The organism is Bradyrhizobium sp. P2_E8, from assembly GCF_056403875.1.
Genome location: NZ_JBFUES010000002.1, coordinates 25,142 through 41,478, shown reverse-complemented (window position 1 = coordinate 41,478; position 16,337 = coordinate 25,142). Strand labels below are relative to the sequence as shown.

Here is a 16,337-nt window from a genome sequence, read left to right as displayed (position 1 = left end):
GGTCGTGGTTGCACGGCGGGCATCCAGCAGCCCGGCGCTCGCGACCAGAAATACGGCCGAACAGGAGCTGGCAATTTCGGCTCCGGATCGAAAGGCCGCCTGCAGAGCCTTCCTCGCCGTTTCGGCGTCCCGCCGCTGCAATCCTTCGCGAATGAGTTGCTCATCCATCCAGGCCAGGCCGGGGACGATCACCACATCCGCGGGTCTGCTGGCGACTTCCTTCGAGGAAAGCCTTGCGAGCCTCGTGGCCCATCTCGCTCCGGAACCGGAAATTCTGACGTCGAAGCAGGACGGTCGTCCGGCCCTTGCACGAATGCCGTTGGCTACTGCGATCAATTCGAAGGTGATGGCGACGCTGGCAGCGGAGGCGCCTTTCAGGACGAGAACGTCAACGAGCAGCATGGCAAAATAGACCCGATTAATGTCAGTTTTGACACTTGTCGGAATAAATGCCCGGGAAATACCGTCTGTGCAACCTTTTCCGGAGGACAACATGAGCGATGCGCTGCTGAAGCCTGACGATCTATCGGATTTCGACCAGCGGGTCCTCACGTTGGAGGGGGCGACAAAACCGGTCTACATGGCGGGCGGGGGACCAGCCGTCATCGTCATGACCGAGATGCCGGGTATCAGCCCTCACGTCGCGCGTTTCGCTCGCTGGGTTCGTGATGCCGGCTTCCGGGTCTACATGCCTTCGCTGTTTGGAAAGGACGGCGATGTTCCGGACGCCGAGACCGCTGTCGGCGTCTTTCGGCGCGCGTGCGTCAGTGCGGAATTCCGCGCACTTGGCGGCGGATCATCGAGCCCCGTGTCCAACTGGTTGCGGGCGCTCGCCAGGCTGGCCCATGACGAGAGCGGCGGGCCGGGTGTCGGCGCTATCGGCATGTGCTTTACCGGCAACTTCGCGCTGAACATGATGCTGGAGTCGGTGCTGCTGGCTCCTGTCGTCTCCCAGCCGTCGCTCCCGTTGGACGATCCCGGAGGCATCGAGAGCTCCGCCGAGGAACTGGGACAAGTCCGTTCGCGGCTGGAACGAGAAGATCTGACTGTCCTTGCCTACCGGTTTGCGGGCGATTCATTCTGCCGCGCCGAACGGTTTGCGGCCTACCAGGCCGCGCTCGGCGATCGCTTCATTGGTCGCGTCTTGCCCGACACTGCCGCGAATACCGGACCCAAGCCGCCGTTCTTCGAGCAGTTCGTGAAGACGCCCCACAGTGTCGTAACGGTTCATCTTGTCGATGAGGTGGGGCAGCCAACGCTCGCTGCCCGGGACGAGATTCTCGCCTTCTTCCGGAAGCGCCTGAAACCCACATCGTGTTGATGCTTCGGCTGTGGAGGGGCGCACATAACCCGGTAGGGAAGGGTCACTGATGGGCGCAATGGATGTGTGGGCACAGGTCATAACGGAGCGCATGGCCAGGAGGCCATGGCTGGAGCCCCTGATGCGTTGGACGAAAAGAGGGGCGGGGAGGAATGGGTCGGCGGCTGGTGGGTCCTAGGGCTTCGCCGAGGCGTGGCAATCCGAGCCACCATGCCATGCCGGACGTTCAGTCCGGCGAGAAGGCTGCACTGTAGTCACGCTTGAGTGCGGGATCCTGCTGTTCTTTTCTCAGGATGCAGTTGCCGACCACCAGCATGTCGAGCTCGTTACCCATGAAACAGCGGAAGGCATCCTCTGGTGTGCAGACGATCGGTTCGCCGCGAACGTTGAAGCTGGTGTTGACCAGCACCGGGCAACCGGTGAGCGCCTTGAAACGAGACAGTAAGCGATGGAAGCGCAAATTGGTGTCGGCGCTCACCGTTTGGATTCGGGCGGAATAGTCGACATGCGTCACCGCGGGGATCGTCGAGCGCACCACGTTGAGCTTGTCGATGCCGAACAATGCTTGCTCGTCCGCGCTCATCATGTGACGCCGGTCACCCCTGACGCCGGCAACCAGGAGCATGTACGGACTGTCGCCGTCGAGCTCGAACCAATCCGCAACGTCCTCGCGCGTGACCGCCGGCGCAAACGGCCGGAAGCTCTCTCGAAACTTCACCTTGAGATTGAGGTTCTTCTGCATCGAGGGCGACCGCGGATCGCCCAGGATCGAGCGTGCGCCGAGCGAGCGCGGGCCGAATTCCATCCTGCCCTGAAACCAGCCGACCGCGAGCTGGTCGGCCAGCGCCGCCGCCGCCGTCTCGATCATTGCATCTTCGCTGAGTACATCGAAGCGGCCGCCGGCGGCGCGCAGCCGCTGCTCGATCACCTCTTGCGAGAATTCGGGTCCCAGAAAAGCGCCGGACATGCCGTCGCCGGCCGCGATATGGCGCGGTTGTTGTCTGAACTGATGGTAGGCAGCGAGTGCAGCTCCAACTGCACCGCCGGCGTCACCGGCGGCCGGCTGAATCCAGATCGAATCGAATCTGCCGTCATGCAACACCTTGCCGTTGGCGACGCAATTGAGCGCAACGCCGCCGGCAAGACACAGATTGCGTGCGCCGGTCTGAAGCGCAAGGCTGCGGGTCAAGCGAAGTACCGCCTCCTCCAGGACTGCCTGGATGGAGGCTGCGATATCCATGTGGAACGGCGTGAGCAGTTCGTTCGGCGAACGCACCGGCTGCCCAAACAATTTGGCGAACCGGTCATTGGTCATCGTCAGCCCGGTGCAATAATCGAAATACGACATGTCGAGGCGAAACGAGCCGTCCGCCTTCAGATCGATCAGTGAATCGAGGATGAGCTGCGCGTATTTCGGCTCGCCATAGGGAGCAAGTCCCATCAGCTTGTATTCGCCCGAATTGACCTTGAAGCCGGTGTAGTACGTGAAGGCGGAGTAGAGCAGGCCGAGCGAGTGGGGAAAGTGAATCTCCTGGAATATCTCGAGACGGTTGCCGTCCCCCATCGCCGCCGAGGTGGTCGCCCATTCACCGACGCCGTCCATCGTGAGCACGGCGGCCTTCTCGAATGGGGACGGGAAAAACGCACTTGCCGCGTGGCTCAGATGGTGCTCGGTGAACAGGAGCCGGTCGAGGGGAAAGTCAGCATCGAATTTGGCGAGATGTTTCTGCAGCAGGCTCTTCTGGAACAGTTTCTCCTTCAGCCAGAGCGGCAGGGCCATCTGGAAGGAGCGGAAACCGTGCGGCGCGAGGGCGACGTAGGTCTCGAGCAGCCGCTCGAACTTGAGGAACGGCTTGTCGTAGAAGGCGACCTGATCGATGTCGGAAAGCCTCGCGCCTGCCACCTCCAGACAGTACGCGATGGCATGGTGCGGAAACGACGCGTCGTGCTTTTTTCGGGTGAAGCGTTCCTCTTGCGCCGCAGCAATGACGCGGCCGTCTTCAATCAGAGCCGCCGCGCTGTCGTGATAGAAGGCCGAGATGCCGAGAACGCGCATGTCTCAAGGCAGCGTGTTGATAGGTGGCGCCGCGCGAAGGACGCGCCGGATTGCGGGGAACAAATCGATCATCAGAACTGATCTCGCATGGTTTCGGGCGCAGGGCCGGGCGTGCGGCGAATCCAGTAGCTCTCGGTGCTCGCGTCACGCTTCAGCCGCAGCGGATCCTTGCCGCTCCAGCGCATGACGAGGCCGGTTGGCAGGATCGTACCGTAGAAGATCAGCCCCATCACGATGGGATTGGCAATCTTGTGCAGGAGCAGACCAAGCTTCGTCCAGGCACGGTTCAGCGGGTGCAGTGTGGCGGGACGGATTGCGGCAATGACCGCGAACACCGCGGCAAGGGCTAACGTCCATGGCCACAGGCGGCCAGCATGCCAGCTGTTGAACAGGGTGACGAGCGCGAGCGCGGCAGCCATCACCCATCCAAAGGTCCGGTCGGAGCCGACAACCACTTGCTCCTCGCGGGAGAAAAGCTCGTGAGTGTTCTGCTCCACCCTTAGTCAGCGCCCGCATCAGAAGCCAAAAAACCGTGGTGCGTAGTGGCAGTCATATCGTTTGGCTCGGCTTCGCTTCAAACGTTTCTGATTGTGCATGAAGTGCATGCCACTGGAACGCGAGCCGAGTCAATCAGGCCGGGAGCCAATCCCTTCCGAGCAGGCCAGTCAAGCTGTTATCCCAGCAAAGGCTGGTGCATCGGAGCTGCCGACGGTGCGCGACAGGCGCCATTTTTTGGCTCCGCTAAGCTATTGATTTAACTGGGGTCGTCTACTGTGCATGGGGTTGTTTTTCAAGAAAAGGTTCCGCCCGGGCCCCGTCCCCTGCGGTTGGCACTCCCAGGAGTTTTGTGAAGCGGTCGGCAACCGCAGCCTGGTCGAACTGCCGCGACTGGAAGAGTCGATAGGCCGCCTGCTTGTGCTGCTTCAGCAGGTCGGGACTTTCGAGATATTCGACGATGCCATCAGATAGCTCCCGCCTCATTTCGGTGTCCGACGTCGCCGACAGGATTTGCCCTGTGACGCCATCTTCGACCGCCTCACGGCATCCGGGGTGGCTGGAGGCGATCGACGCCAGGCCGGTTGCTGCGGCCTCGATCAGGATGCGGGGGATTCCCTCGCCATACCTTGTCGGCAGGCAAACGATGTCGCATTGCCGGAGCAGGTTCGGCATATCCGTGACGTGGCCGAGGAAACGGATTTCCGTCATTTGTTCGAGATCGCGGTGCGGTATCGCGTCGGGATCGTGATCGTCCGGAACGCCGGCGACGACGAACTCCACGTCGCTACGATGCGACAGGTCATGCGCCACCTTCAGAAAAGTGCTCAAGCCTTTCGACTTCAAGAGCCGGGAAGCAAACAGGACCTTTGTTGTGCGACAGCATCGTGGGATTTCCAGCGGATAAAACAGATTGGGGTCCACGCCGGCGCCGTCGATGAGGGATGAATTCCTGTCGTTGGCAATGCCCCGGTCCGCCCAGAATTCGCAATCGTGCCTTGTCTCGAAAGTGAAGTGTACGTAATCCCGTCGCGACAACATTCGAAATGCCAGAAGCGTAAGCGTGCTTGCGACCGGGTAGCGCCGTTGGCCGGGGGCCTTCGGCGACATCATCCGGCCCAAACCCGGAAGCGTGATCAGAACTTGTTTCGGGTCCCCATGGAGAAAACGCGAGACGATCGACACAAATCCGGAAAAAATGGCGGGCTTGAGCGTTACGAGATGCACGGCATGCGGCTTGAACGCGTGGATCGTCCGCGCCGTCCGAATCATCAGCGCCGCATCGCCAAGTGGATCGAATCTGAAGCGCTCGATCGGCACATGGATATATTTCCAGCCCCGAATTCTCTCTGCAGGAATTGGATCGCCGCCAGCGATAACCGTTACATCGACACCGATGGATGTGAGATGGGTGACGACCAACAGCCGATGGCGAAGAAAGTAGGCGCCATCGTTGCAAATCACGAGGACCCGATATCCGGATCCGCAATATCGGGGGCCCTCGAATTCCGGGATCAAGTCTTCCTGACGCTCGGAATTCCGCCCGCCCATTTGCCTACTCTGGATCATGTTGCCTTTCGAGGCCTTCCCCTTGAAGGGTGGACGGTTCCTAAACAAACCGCTACCCAAATATCGCATTCACTGAAAAAATGACGTACCCAGCCTGATCGAGGTCCCCAGGAAACGGAATTTTGGTCGCATCCAGCATACGGTTGTTATGAGGGAGAAATTCAATCGGTCGCCGAAAGCGCTGCCGGCCAGCCCCATGGAACCGGCGCCGTCTCGGGACCTCGGAAGCCTGCCCAACGGTCGCACATGACTGAGGCCATGCGTCGCACATCAACGGTCTCCAACTGGGCGGCCCTTGTTGCTTCCAAGTTCAGCCTGGCCGCAATGCCTCTTGAGGCCAATCTGCTCGTGGTTCTCGCGGCGGTGGCCTTGCCCTGGTCCACGAGCGCCGTCGCGATATTGTTTGGATTCTGGCTGCTCTCGCTGGTCCCGCTGCTCCCGACCTTCGATCACCGCGCGTTCCTGCGCCTGCTCGCAAATCCGATATGTTTGTGGCCGCTCGCTTTGGTCGCACTCGCGCTGGTTGGAATGCTGTGGGCGGATGTTCCGTGGCAAGAGCGGCTTCAAGGTATCAGTCCCGTCGCCAAGCTGCTGGCCCTTCCGCTCCTGCTCTACCATTTCGCGCGCTGGCAACGCAGTGCCTGGGTTTTCGTCGGGTTTCTGGTCTCCTGCGCGATTCTGATGGGGCTATCCTGGATTGTGTGGTTCGCACCGGAACTGGCGCTGGCGCCAGGCAAGAGCCCCGGCGTACCCGTAAAAAACTATATCGACCAGAGTCAGGAATTCGCGCTGTGCATGGTGGCGCTGATGCCGTTCATTTTCACTTTCTATAAGCAGGGCAGATACGCGGCGGCGCTGGCCTGCGCGGCCTTGGTGCTGGGCTTCTTCGCCAATATGGCGTTCGTGGTCTCGGCACGCGCGGCGCTGATTTATGTCCCGGCGCTGCTGGTTGTGTTGGCCTTCGTGCACCTTGATCGTCGAGCGACGGCGCTGCTGTTCGCGGGTCTTGTCGTGCTGGCCGCCACGGTGTGGTTCACGTCGCCCTATTTGCAGGGCCGGATCGCAGCGTTTGCGCTTGAATATCGCGACTATCAGCAAAACATTGCCGCATCGACCGGCAGGAGGCTCGAATACTGGCAAAAGTCGCTCGGCTTCTTCGCGGATGCGCCGCTCATCGGTCATGGAACCGGCTCGATCCGGCATTTGTTCGAGCAGGCTGCGGTCGGGCAATCCGGGCTTGCCGCCGAGATCACCAGGAACCCGCACAATCAGACACTCTACGTGGCGGTCCAATGGGGCATTGTCGGAATAGCGGCGCTGTATGCGATGTGGGTCGCGCATCTGCTGCTATTCCGCGGCCAGGGCCTGGCGAACTGGATCGGATTACTGGTCGTCGTCCAAAATCTGGTGAGCTCGCTCTTCAATGCTCACCTGTTCGATTTTGTCGAAGGGTGGATGTACGTGCTGGGCGTGGGAATTGCGGGCGGCATGAGCCTTCGAGCGCAGCGATGCAGCGGAGAATCTCAGGGCTTGCCGGCTGAGAACGCGCGTACGGTTTGTGCCGATGCGTCCGGCCATTCACGGCTTTGAAACCGATCGCGGTTCGTTTAATGAGGGCAGGAGCCCTGGTTCGGCAACCTAAAAGGGCAGGTTCTCGTCGCGGAAGCTAAATGAGAGTTTCAATTATTACGTTGACCATTGATTCGTCGGCCTATGTCGATGAAGCTATTGGCAGCGTCGAGCATCAAGGGCCTTACGAACTCGAGCATATTGTCGTCCACGACGGCACCGAGAGCTTCACCCGGCGCCTGGCGCAGAAATATCCGCACATCAGATTCGTCGGCGGATGCGGAGCCGGCGCCACGGCGGCGGCGGCTCTCGGTGTCCAAGCGTCGACTGGCGATTTCATTCTGCTCGTTCATAGCGACGACCGAATTCGCCCGGGCGTGCTTGCCCGATTGGCACGCGAGGCAGCCGCTCGGCCTGACGTGAAAATCTGGACCGGTGGCGCGCAGATGTTCTGCACGCTCCCCGACGGCGAGGAACTCGTCGTGCGCCGGATGGTTGGCGAGGAAATGACCCGGTTGTCGCTCGAGAACATCTGCGATGATATGCCTCTGTTGTCGGCGCGGTTCTGTCATCGCTCGGTATTTTCCCAGATCGGCAATTTCGATCCGATGTTTTCGGAAAGCAGTGACCGCGAATTCCTGTTGCGGGCGACCATTGCAGGGGTACGGGAAGGTTCGCTCGATGTTGTCGTGTCCGAAATGAGAATGCACGATGACTCGCGCACCATGCACTTTCGCAAGGGCTTTACGCCGCCCTACCTGGAGGAGCATGTGCGTATCGCCGACCAATGGCTGGCCCGTAAGGACATCTCCGACGAGGACCGGCGCTTCCTGCGAAACTGGCGGGCGCGCGAGATGGTAAGGCTCATGATCTATCAGTGCCGCGCCCGGCATTGGAAGGAGGCAACACAGGCATTTTTTCGCGAAGAATTGGCCGACCCCTTGTGGATTTTTCGCGCCGTGAGCATCGTGGAGGCGCGTCGGCTCCGGCACAGGCTCTACAACGCGAAGGCGATCGACCGCCTCCGCCTGACCGAAACGAAGTGAGGCATGAGCTCCCGAAAGATCGCCCCCGAATTTTCATTCCGATTCACCGCTGAAGACATCCGCCTTGCGTATGGTTCGGCGGACACCGCGTTCGCGCGTGGCGATTTCCTGAACGTCGCCCAGATGGCGCCCGCGGATTCGGAGCTGCGGGGTTGCGCGCTGATTCTGGGCGGCCTGCTCGAGCAGGGCTTGGCGCTGCTCGATGGCCTGACAGCCGTCGGCGATCGCGCGAGGCTGTGCAGGGCGCTCGCGTTCTGGTCGCTGAAACGGGATGCGGAAGCGGACGCGGAATTGGCGAAGGTCGGCGGCGCGGAGTTCATGCCGGCAGCGTCCGCCTTCCGGACCTTGATCAAGCGCGACGATGTGACCATCTTCGTGCCCGGCGCGATCCTGTCCGTATTTCCGGAGCATTACTCGGAGAGCTTCATTGCGCCGGTCTACAAATATGGTTCGATCACGGTCAAGTACGTCGGAAGTCAGCTTGCCAGCAACGCCTACGATTATTCACCGACGGACTCGTTCAGCGAATTCATCGACGGCCTGCCCGCGGGCGAGCGGCCAGACCTGATCTTTTCATTGAGCCCGCAATGGCTGGTGGCAAAGGACTTCCACAAGGTCACCGTTCCGAAGGTGATCTGGTGTCACGACTCTGACGCCTTCCAGTACCGCAACGCCGACAATTATGCGCTCTACGATGTAGCGATCTGCAACTGCTCGCAGGAACATTTTGAACTGAGCCAGGGGACGCCGGGTCTTTATTGTGCGGCCAATATGCTGTTGCACCCGATAGCGACGCCGTTTCCCGAGGCATCGCCACATCGTGAAAAGCTCGTCGATATCATCTTCACCGGCTCCGCGTTGGCGCCGTTCCATTCCGAAAAGCCCCGGTTCCTGTTCAACCTTTCCAGCCTGGCTCCGCGTTACAAGGTCAAGGTGATCGAAGGGCATATGCCGGAGAAGGAATATTTCGAAGTCGTCTCGCACGCGAAATTCCTCCCCATCGTCAACCGTTACGCCGGTTCGCCATCGCCGCGATGGCGGGATGCGCTTTCCAACGGTGCGTTTCTGCTGTTTCCGGAAGGATCGTTCTACGACGAGATCGCGCCCGGCTGCTATTCGTTTCGTGCGGAGACCATGACGGCTGATATTGCGGGTCATCTGGATCGCTGCGCGGCCGGCCATCCGGATTACGAATTTGCGACTGTCGTGCCCGTGGTGAACGAGCGCTTCGCGATTCRTCGCGAGCCGCGTGAGGAAAGCTATCAGCGGCTGCTGAAGTATGCGCTGTTCATGGGACTGGTTTGGCCCCACGCGACGCCGGTCCCCAAACGGCAGCGCCAGCGGAGGCTGGTATGGTTGACGCCGGCGGTCGATTGCGGTTGCTTCGGTACCGATAACATCCGCGAGCAGATTGCAAATTTCGGCGGGAAGGTGGGGCCGGACGATCTGTCCGACGAGATCGATTACAACAACGCCGCCCATTTGCATGCCCAAGCGGTCTTCACGTTCCACGAAAACAGGAGCGCCGGGAAATGGGCAGCGCGCGCCGACCAATATTTCAGGGAAGGGCTGGCGCGCTTTCCGAATTCGTTGTTACTGCGGTTCAACGAGGCGCATTGGAGCTTCTTCAAACCCGGCGCGGATTTTCGAGCGGCCGAACAGAAATTCCTCGATATCATCGATCGGGACGAGGAACTCGTCTTCGACCCGCGCGGCGCGGACGTCGCGTTTGCCTATACGTTGCATGGCAATGACGAGGTGTTTCCCTGCTACGAATATGCCGACGTTGCGACCAGCGAACTGGTGCTGGAAAATACACCAGAGCTTCGTGATCGAAAGCAGCTGCCTTACAGCACGCGCGACATGATCATCGCCGCGTGTCATGGCTACGCCGGCTGGGCGAGGCTCAAGCGCAACGACAATGAGGGCGGCGTCGCGTGGTTGCGGCGTGGCACGCAGCTCTATCCGCATGGGCTGCCGATGTTGCGCCTCCACTTCGACACGCTGCTTCGGCTTGCCGCGAAGGTTCCGAAGCTTCCGGCAAGCCTGGCGTCCGATCTGGCCGAGGCTTTCATTGCGGTCGCGAACGTCAATCCGTCGATCCTGCTGACGCACGTCTATACCATCGTTCCGATCCTTGCGGAGAACGGCGAGCGACAGGCGGCGAGGGAGGTGCTTGCGGGGTGGCACCAGCTTTCCAACATCGTCCACAAACTGCGGGTCGACGACGAGGCGCATCAGTTGGCGCTGTACGGGTTGCTCTGGAACCACCGCTCCCTGCTTCCCAAGACGCTGCTGGATCGAATCGATGAGGCGCTCTGGGACATGGAATCCGTGCAAGATCTGACGCAGCTTGAACGGCGCATGATCGAAGTTTCGCGGATCAGCAATYCCCCCGAGAGAAAGCGAAAGTGGTGGTCCCTCAGGTCTGCAAAGGCCCAGGCCGACGACCAGATCGCCCGCTTGCTGGCCGAGAGTGGTTACGGGCAGGAGCGCGTGGTGTTTTCCGGCATCCTGCGTGCAATAGAAATCTGGCTGCGCGCGCCGAGCGATGTGCGCTGGATCTACCTCAAAAAGGCGGTGCGCCTCGGATTGCGCGGCGACTTCAAGCAAGCACTGGTGCGTACCCAAAAATGGTCGGCGGTCAGCAAATGGTCCAAGGGCGAAGGCTTGAACGCACGTCTGCGGYCACGAAGATGGGGAATCTCCTCGTTGCGGATGTGGCTGACACGGCTGGGCAGGGGCCCTGTCCGGCGTGAATGATTGGTGTGCATCGATTTTCAGACGGTTTCGGAGGCGCGGGGATTGCTCTCGGGGCGGTCGTCGCTCAGGATCAAGCCTGTGACGTTGTGAGGAGCGGCTAGATGGGGCGTGGCGTTCGACTCCTGATGAAGGTTCCGGCCGTACGGCGCGTGATGCTGCGACTGTTGAATGTGGAGGATGCAATTGCGAAGCAGCAGGCTGCGCTCAACGTGCTCGAGGCCGGGCTCAATGCGCTCGAAGCTGATCGGGGGCAACTGAGTGCGGAGCACGCGCAGATCGAATCGGTTATTCAGACCGAGCACGAAAAGATCGATGAACTGATTGCACAGCAAGCTCAGTCGGCTACGCGTGACGCGACTCAATCCATGCAAGCCAAGATCGACGCGCTGATCGCGCAGGTCAACCGGTTGATCGCCGATAGCGAAAAGTACCGCGCTGGATTGGCCGAGGTCTCGCAGCATCTGCCTCCGGCGCACCGCATGAACCTGGAGGCCGCTCTCCACGGACAGCAGCTTCAACTCGGGGCGTTGAATTCGACGATCACCGCGCAGCAGATGCAGCTTGCGGCGCTCAACGACATCGTCCGCCAGATGATGGCGGCGCCGGCGAGCACGCCGGCTGCCGTTGTCAATGCCGTCGAGGGAAGTCGGAGCGACCAGCCCTCGCGCCCCACCGTCAAGCCCTATACGTTCGAGCAGTTGTTGAATCGGGAGGTGGAGAGCCTCGGACTGGACTTGGTGTTCAACGTTCATATTCCGAAGGCTGCAGGCAACACCGTCAATGCCCTGTTCCGGCAGTTGGGCTTTATCCCGGTGCCGCTTGATATGAATACCAACGATTTCTTTGCCACCGTGCGGGAGGATCGCTGGTTTGAAGGTTATGCCGCGCCACCACCGCGTGATGCTTACTTGATGACGGGGCATATGCGCCTCGATCAACCAATGTTCCGCCGGCTTTGGATGCCGCACATGATCGTATCGGTGTTGCGCGATCCCGTTGAACGTATGCTGTCGAACTACAATTTCACGCTGCGCAGACCCGCCAATCCTTGGCATGACGAGGTGGTCAACAAGGGCATGTCCTTCGTGGAATATTCGTCCAGAATGCTCGACGCGATCGGCCCGCAATACAGCTTCTTCGATGAAACGGGCAAAGGGGTATTCGCTCGTACCGGCAACGCGACGGTTCAGGAATGTCTCGCCAATCTGCTGACAAAGGTCAGCTTCTACGGATTGAGCGAACGCTTCGACGAGTTTGCGGCCCTGACCGGCTACCTGCTCGGCCGCGCAAAGATATTGGCGATCGCTCCGGCGAACGTCACGAGTGAAATCCAGGATTTGACCGGGCTTCCGCTGAAGACAGCGCTGACGGCGGAGGAGCGGGACGGTTTGGGAAGCTTGATGAAGGATGATATCTGGTTCTATCAGGAGGCGGTCAAGGAGTACGACAGGCGTATGGCCGACCAGCGATTGCAGGCTGTGTTGTCCGACGTGCTGCCACTGATCAGATCGAGCCACGAGGCGATTAGTAAGATCGTGGCGCTGCGGGATCCGGCAGATCCCAGCCGTCCCGCATTTCAACGGGCAGGATGATAGCTCGAGTCTGATGGCGTTCAATGTGGATGCGCGCGTGTGCCTAAGCCAAGACTGACCATCGTTATCCCGATCAGGAATCGGCAAGAGCTTGGAGAGCGGGCGTTGAGGAGCGCCGCCGCCCAGGCGGTCTCGCAAACCGAGATCATTATTGTCGATGATGCGTCGGACCCACCATTCCAAATTCCGCCGGACCTCCGCTCGAATGAATCAATCAAGCTTGTCCGCCATCCCGATAACCTAGGTGCGAGCTCGGCGAGAAATACCGGTATTGCCTCGGCCGGCGCGGATTGGATCGCATTCCTCGACTCCGACGATTATTGGCTTCCGGGGACATTGGCGCCCCGGCTGGAAATCGCCGAGGCTGGTTTCGCCATCGATCGGAATCCGCTCGCGGTCCACGCCGCAGGTTTCATCCTGGAAAGCTCGATCACAAGGCGGCTGGAAACGCGCATACCCCGCGAAAGTTCAGATCCCCTGGACTTCGCAAGCGGTTGCTGGTTCGCACCTGGTTCGACGCTCCTGGTGCGCAAGGAGGCGTTCGATTCGGTTGGTCCCTACGATATTGAATTGCGTCGTCTCGAGGATTTGGATTGGTTCTTGCGGTTGGCGCTTCGAGGAGGGGCCCTGAAAGTCTGGAAGAAGCCGACCGCGTTGATCGGCTTTGAATCTCATTTTGCCGAGGTTCATCTGACGCGGGCCGTCGCGCGCTTGAGCCAGAAGTATCTTACGAAGCAGAGCCCGGATCGTCTCTCTGGAAAGCTGGCACGTCGGTTCAGGGCGTATATGAATATTGAACGTGCGGCGTGTTGCTCGAGCCAAAAGCGATGGTTCGGCGTGTTGTTTTATCTCGGCCGGTCTTTCTTTCGGGTCCCTCGGACGACGCTGCATCTTGCGAAGTTTTGGCGATTTGAGGCGCCACCGACCGAAATAGAGCCGGCCGGCGATGCCGCCGGGCGCGTCAGGATCGGAGTCCCTACCAGCGGCTAGCCTGGACTTCTGGTTGTGTGCGCGCGACCTACCGGGTTTCGCTTTGGTGCGCTGGATTTGCATATCATGGGTAGCGGCGGCACTAGCCAACCAGGGCCGCGACTGCGCGGTGTCTCGGCTAAGTGTAGAATTTGGTCCACTCGTGCTGGGATATGAACGAGGGGAGGTGTGGCTTCCTTCGATCGTAAAGTGYGACGGCTTCCTCATAGAACGCGATGTCGTCAGCCAGGATGACTTTCAGTTCGGTGACCTCTTCACGGCTCACTTTGGCCGCGTCGAAAGGCGTTCTATTCAAAGATTTGTAGACCCACGTTTGAAACCCGAGCAGCCACGAAAGCGCGGTGGTAAATTCGTCAAACTTCGATGAAAGGCCGAAGAGCGACACCTCATGCTCCAGCCGCCGCACGGCGTCGTTGACGGACCCATTTGGCGCGAATACGCCGAACTGGGTACCAATCGCTCCCGCGAACTTGTGGTGATAGTCGAGGACGGTCATGCCCTCTTTGTTGATGGTGTTCCGGAACACGTCCGGTTGCGTCGAGTTGAAGCGATAGTGGGAAATCACGCGCTCAACCGGATCGCGCAGGACCGCAACGGTGACGAAGCGGCCGGGCATCAGGCCGAATATTTCGTTGTCCAGATCGATATGGCCAGTGAAAAAGCTTGGGCGGACCCGATCATCTTCTGATCGCGGTGGCCCGGCAAGAGTGATGATTTCAGCCTTGGTGAACCGAGGAATAAAATCGACGCCGCGCGAAGAAACCCGCATCTTGTAATTCTTCATCAGAAGCCCGTTCAGTGTGGAGCCGGCAGACTTCTGGACATGGACGTGGATTAGCGGCGGAGCCAACGGCTCGCGCCGATGGAGCAAATCGTCGAAGCTGTAGACGTTCATCGAGGCAACTTGGGACCAGTCATTCGCGGGGTGGCTACCAGCATGTTGCACTGGCCTGCTGGTTGAATTTACTCGGTTTGCCTGCTTCACGGGCTATGTTGGAAGCCAGCTCGGATTGCGCGGCCCATTTTGCGAGACTGTTCGCTCCCTCGGCCAAATGTGCATCGATGGTCGCCGATGTCAGGCGGACCCCAAAATCGGCGGGAACCGCACGACTCGGACCACTATAATCGAACACCCGGTCAAGAATGAGGTCGCCTGTTGCCTTTCGATAATGCGACCGTTCCCAAAACCAGCGCATCGGCGAACGGTCACCGAGCGGCGGTATCGGTTCGGTGGTAATGGAGCTGGGTGCACTAAAGTCCCAAACGGGAAAAGGCTGGCGTCCGGCTTTCGCTGCTTCCTCTTCGTTGATGCGTACGAGTTCCTTGAGCCAGAACGCGTAGCGCTCTCCGAGCCCCAGAGCTTCGATCGCGGCGCGTACCACAGCATGAAGCGGTGTAACAAAGAGCCGGAGATCAGTGCCGTCGGTGTAGGCCTTCCGGACCATGAAGCGATACGGATCGAACGTCGTCATTCCCGTTTCGGGATTGGTGAAGCAGTATTGCATCTTTGGTGCAATCAGTATGGGATTCCATGCTCGTAGGAGCATGTGGATCACGGCCGTGGCGCCGCCGGCGCGATCCAGGACCGCCTCCTGGCCGTGCCAAACCCGCATGCCCTGGGAATCAAAATCAGCCGGTTCCGACTGCCGGCGGAGTGTCGCGACGGCGTCGCGCAGAGTTGTCGCCGAGAACAGCAGACCGAACTGCTCGCTTGCGACGTAGACCGCGTGGCTCAACGACGGGTTCTGCATCAACAAGCGGTCGAGCAAGGTTGTGGAAGGGGAGGYGCCACGGAGGGCCTGTTTGCTGCCCGTCGCAGCGAAGTGCAGATAGCCATCGCGATATTCCCCGCGCGCTATTCGAATTCGCACAAACGGATTGGCGGCGAGATATCGCGCTTCATCCCAATTTGGCGGCCTGAACCCGCCCAGCCGTCCTTCTGCCCGTCCTGCTGCGAGCCAATGATGATAGCCGTTGACGAAAGTGCTGTTCTTGACGGCGGCGGCGACGTCGGGATTGACTTGGAGATAGCCGGTTTCATCCCAATCCGCAGGCACGGCGGCTCCCTTGCGGCCTTCGGCGCGGCCGGCGAGTTCGAAATGCTCCCGGCCGGATTTGAATTCCTTGCGAAGGATTGCCGCCTTCACGTCGGGATTGACGGCAAGATAGAGCGCTTCATTCCAGTCACCAGCGGCGACCGGCACCGCCGCGGATTTAGGGTGGTCGCGAAGTGCGGCGTCGAGATATTCGGCAAATTCCCGAACAGCGGTTTCATCAAAGCGCTGCTCCTGAAAGGTGGAAGCAAGTGGAGAGTTGATATTGAACGCAAAGAAATCGAGGCCGACGACGGCCTGCTTCAGCGGAGCGCCGTACTTCTGCGCATGCAGGAAAGCGAGCATCACCGCGTAGGAATTGGACGAGGGAAGGGCGAAGTTGAAGACGGTGCCCGGTGTCCAGCCCCTGTGCCTTGGATCGATACCGACTTCGACGCGCGAACTCCCCAATGACACGGCACTCGGGTGCAGGCGGGCGACCTGGTATGGCTTGGCCACGATCACCTTCGGCTCGTAGGTGGGGCGTACCACATTGATGCCGGGCCAGCTCGGCGATCCCCAGATGAAATACGGGTCGACCGCGAGTATGAAGCCGGCGAACGCCGCCGGAGGAATCAGCAGGAATGCCAGCACGGCAAATGCGAATCGGCGATAACCGGTCTGCGGTCTCGTGGCCTCGGTCCCGAATGGGACATCGCCGGATTGCCAAATGAGCGTCAAGCTGACGTCCCGATCAGTTGCATGTTCCGACTATAACCACTCCGTACTGGAACAAACAGTCTGCGTAAGTCGGCCCCTGGTGCCAAGCCCAAGCCCAAGCCCAAGCCCATGGCGAGGTGGCCGGGAATCCACTAGTAAAGCATGCTGGTTTGTTTCGCGATC

At 60.1% G+C, this 16,337-nt stretch carries 12 protein-coding genes; 6 read left to right on the top strand and 6 right to left on the bottom strand.

Annotation, left to right across the window (positions count from 1 at the left end):
- Positions 1–402, bottom strand: a 402-nt coding sequence (locus AC1D00_RS00380) for a type 1 glutamine amidotransferase family protein (protein ID WP_477009280.1), incomplete at its 3' end; no start/stop codon positions are given.
- 91 nt (positions 403–493) lie between these two features.
- Between AC1D00_RS00380 and AC1D00_RS00375 the strand changes: the two genes are divergently transcribed.
- The gene (locus tag AC1D00_RS00375) at positions 494–1,321 is read left to right on the top strand and encodes a dienelactone hydrolase family protein (RefSeq protein WP_477009279.1); all 828 of its coding nucleotides are present in this window, start codon (positions 494–496) and stop codon (positions 1,319–1,321) included.
- Between the two features lie 226 nt (positions 1,322–1,547).
- Here AC1D00_RS00375 and AC1D00_RS00370 read toward each other — a convergent pair whose 3' ends face one another.
- The 3 genes from AC1D00_RS00370 to AC1D00_RS00360 form a co-directional block, all read right to left on the bottom strand.
- The gene (locus AC1D00_RS00370) at positions 1,548–3,377 is read right to left on the bottom strand and encodes a carbamoyltransferase family protein (RefSeq protein WP_477009278.1); all 1,830 of its coding nucleotides are present in this window, start codon (positions 3,375–3,377) and stop codon (positions 1,548–1,550) included.
- A gap of 71 nt (positions 3,378–3,448) precedes the next feature.
- Complete coding sequence (locus tag AC1D00_RS00365) at positions 3,449–3,874, bottom strand: SxtJ family membrane protein (RefSeq protein ID WP_477009277.1); 426 nt, start codon at positions 3,872–3,874, stop codon at positions 3,449–3,451.
- A 271-nt stretch (positions 3,875–4,145) separates the two neighbouring features.
- Positions 4,146–5,441: a glycosyltransferase gene (locus AC1D00_RS00360; protein WP_477009276.1), complete on the bottom strand. Its 1,296-nt coding sequence runs from the start codon at positions 5,439–5,441 to the stop codon at positions 4,146–4,148.
- Positions 5,442–5,687: 246 nt separating this feature from the next.
- Between AC1D00_RS00360 and AC1D00_RS00355 the strand changes: the two genes are divergently transcribed.
- From AC1D00_RS00355 to AC1D00_RS00335, 5 genes are all read left to right on the top strand, one after another.
- Entirely contained in the window at positions 5,688–7,031 is a 1,344-nt protein-coding gene (locus tag AC1D00_RS00355) for an O-antigen ligase family protein (RefSeq protein WP_477009275.1), read from the top strand.
- An 80-nt stretch (positions 7,032–7,111) separates the two neighbouring features.
- The gene (locus tag AC1D00_RS00350) at positions 7,112–8,056 is read left to right on the top strand and encodes a glycosyltransferase (protein ID WP_477009274.1); all 945 of its coding nucleotides are present in this window, start codon (positions 7,112–7,114) and stop codon (positions 8,054–8,056) included.
- A gap of 3 nt (positions 8,057–8,059) precedes the next feature.
- Complete coding sequence (locus tag AC1D00_RS00345) at positions 8,060–10,819, top strand: hypothetical protein (protein ID WP_477009273.1); 2,760 nt, start codon at positions 8,060–8,062, stop codon at positions 10,817–10,819.
- A 101-nt stretch (positions 10,820–10,920) separates the two neighbouring features.
- Complete coding sequence (locus AC1D00_RS00340) at positions 10,921–12,411, top strand: hypothetical protein (protein WP_477009272.1); 1,491 nt, start codon at positions 10,921–10,923, stop codon at positions 12,409–12,411.
- Positions 12,412–12,450: 39 nt separating this feature from the next.
- Positions 12,451–13,401 carry a glycosyltransferase family 2 protein gene (locus AC1D00_RS00335; protein ID WP_477009271.1) on the top strand — a complete coding sequence of 317 codons (951 nt, stop codon included), beginning with the start codon at positions 12,451–12,453 and terminating at the stop codon, positions 13,399–13,401.
- Positions 13,402–13,519: 118 nt separating this feature from the next.
- Here AC1D00_RS00335 and AC1D00_RS00330 read toward each other — a convergent pair whose 3' ends face one another.
- A complete protein-coding gene (locus AC1D00_RS00330) occupies positions 13,520–14,296 on the bottom strand; it encodes a sulfotransferase family 2 domain-containing protein (protein WP_477009270.1) in 777 nt (258 codons plus the stop codon).
- 34 nt (positions 14,297–14,330) lie between these two features.
- A complete protein-coding gene (locus AC1D00_RS00325; RefSeq protein WP_477009269.1) occupies positions 14,331–16,175 on the bottom strand; it encodes a hypothetical protein in 1,845 nt (614 codons plus the stop codon).
- Positions 16,176–16,337 lie beyond the last annotated feature (162 nt).

Bases quoted from the DNA above. Each gene is read 5' to 3' on its own strand.
- AC1D00_RS00375 (WP_477009279.1), top strand. From the start codon at position 494: ATGAGCGATGCGCTGCTGAAGCCTGACGATCTATCGGATTTCGACCAG.
- AC1D00_RS00340 (WP_477009272.1), top strand. From the start codon at position 10,921: ATGGGGCGTGGCGTTCGACTCCTGATGAAGGTTCCGGCCGTACGGCGC.
- AC1D00_RS00370 (WP_477009278.1), bottom strand. From the start codon at position 3,377: ATGCGCGTTCTCGGCATCTCGGCCTTCTATCACGACAGCGCGGCGGCT.
- AC1D00_RS00355 (WP_477009275.1), top strand. From the start codon at position 5,688: ATGACTGAGGCCATGCGTCGCACATCAACGGTCTCCAACTGGGCGGCC.
- AC1D00_RS00350 (WP_477009274.1), top strand. From the start codon at position 7,112: ATGAGAGTTTCAATTATTACGTTGACCATTGATTCGTCGGCCTATGTC.
- AC1D00_RS00360 (WP_477009276.1), bottom strand. From the start codon at position 5,441: ATGATCCAGAGTAGGCAAATGGGCGGGCGGAATTCCGAGCGTCAGGAA.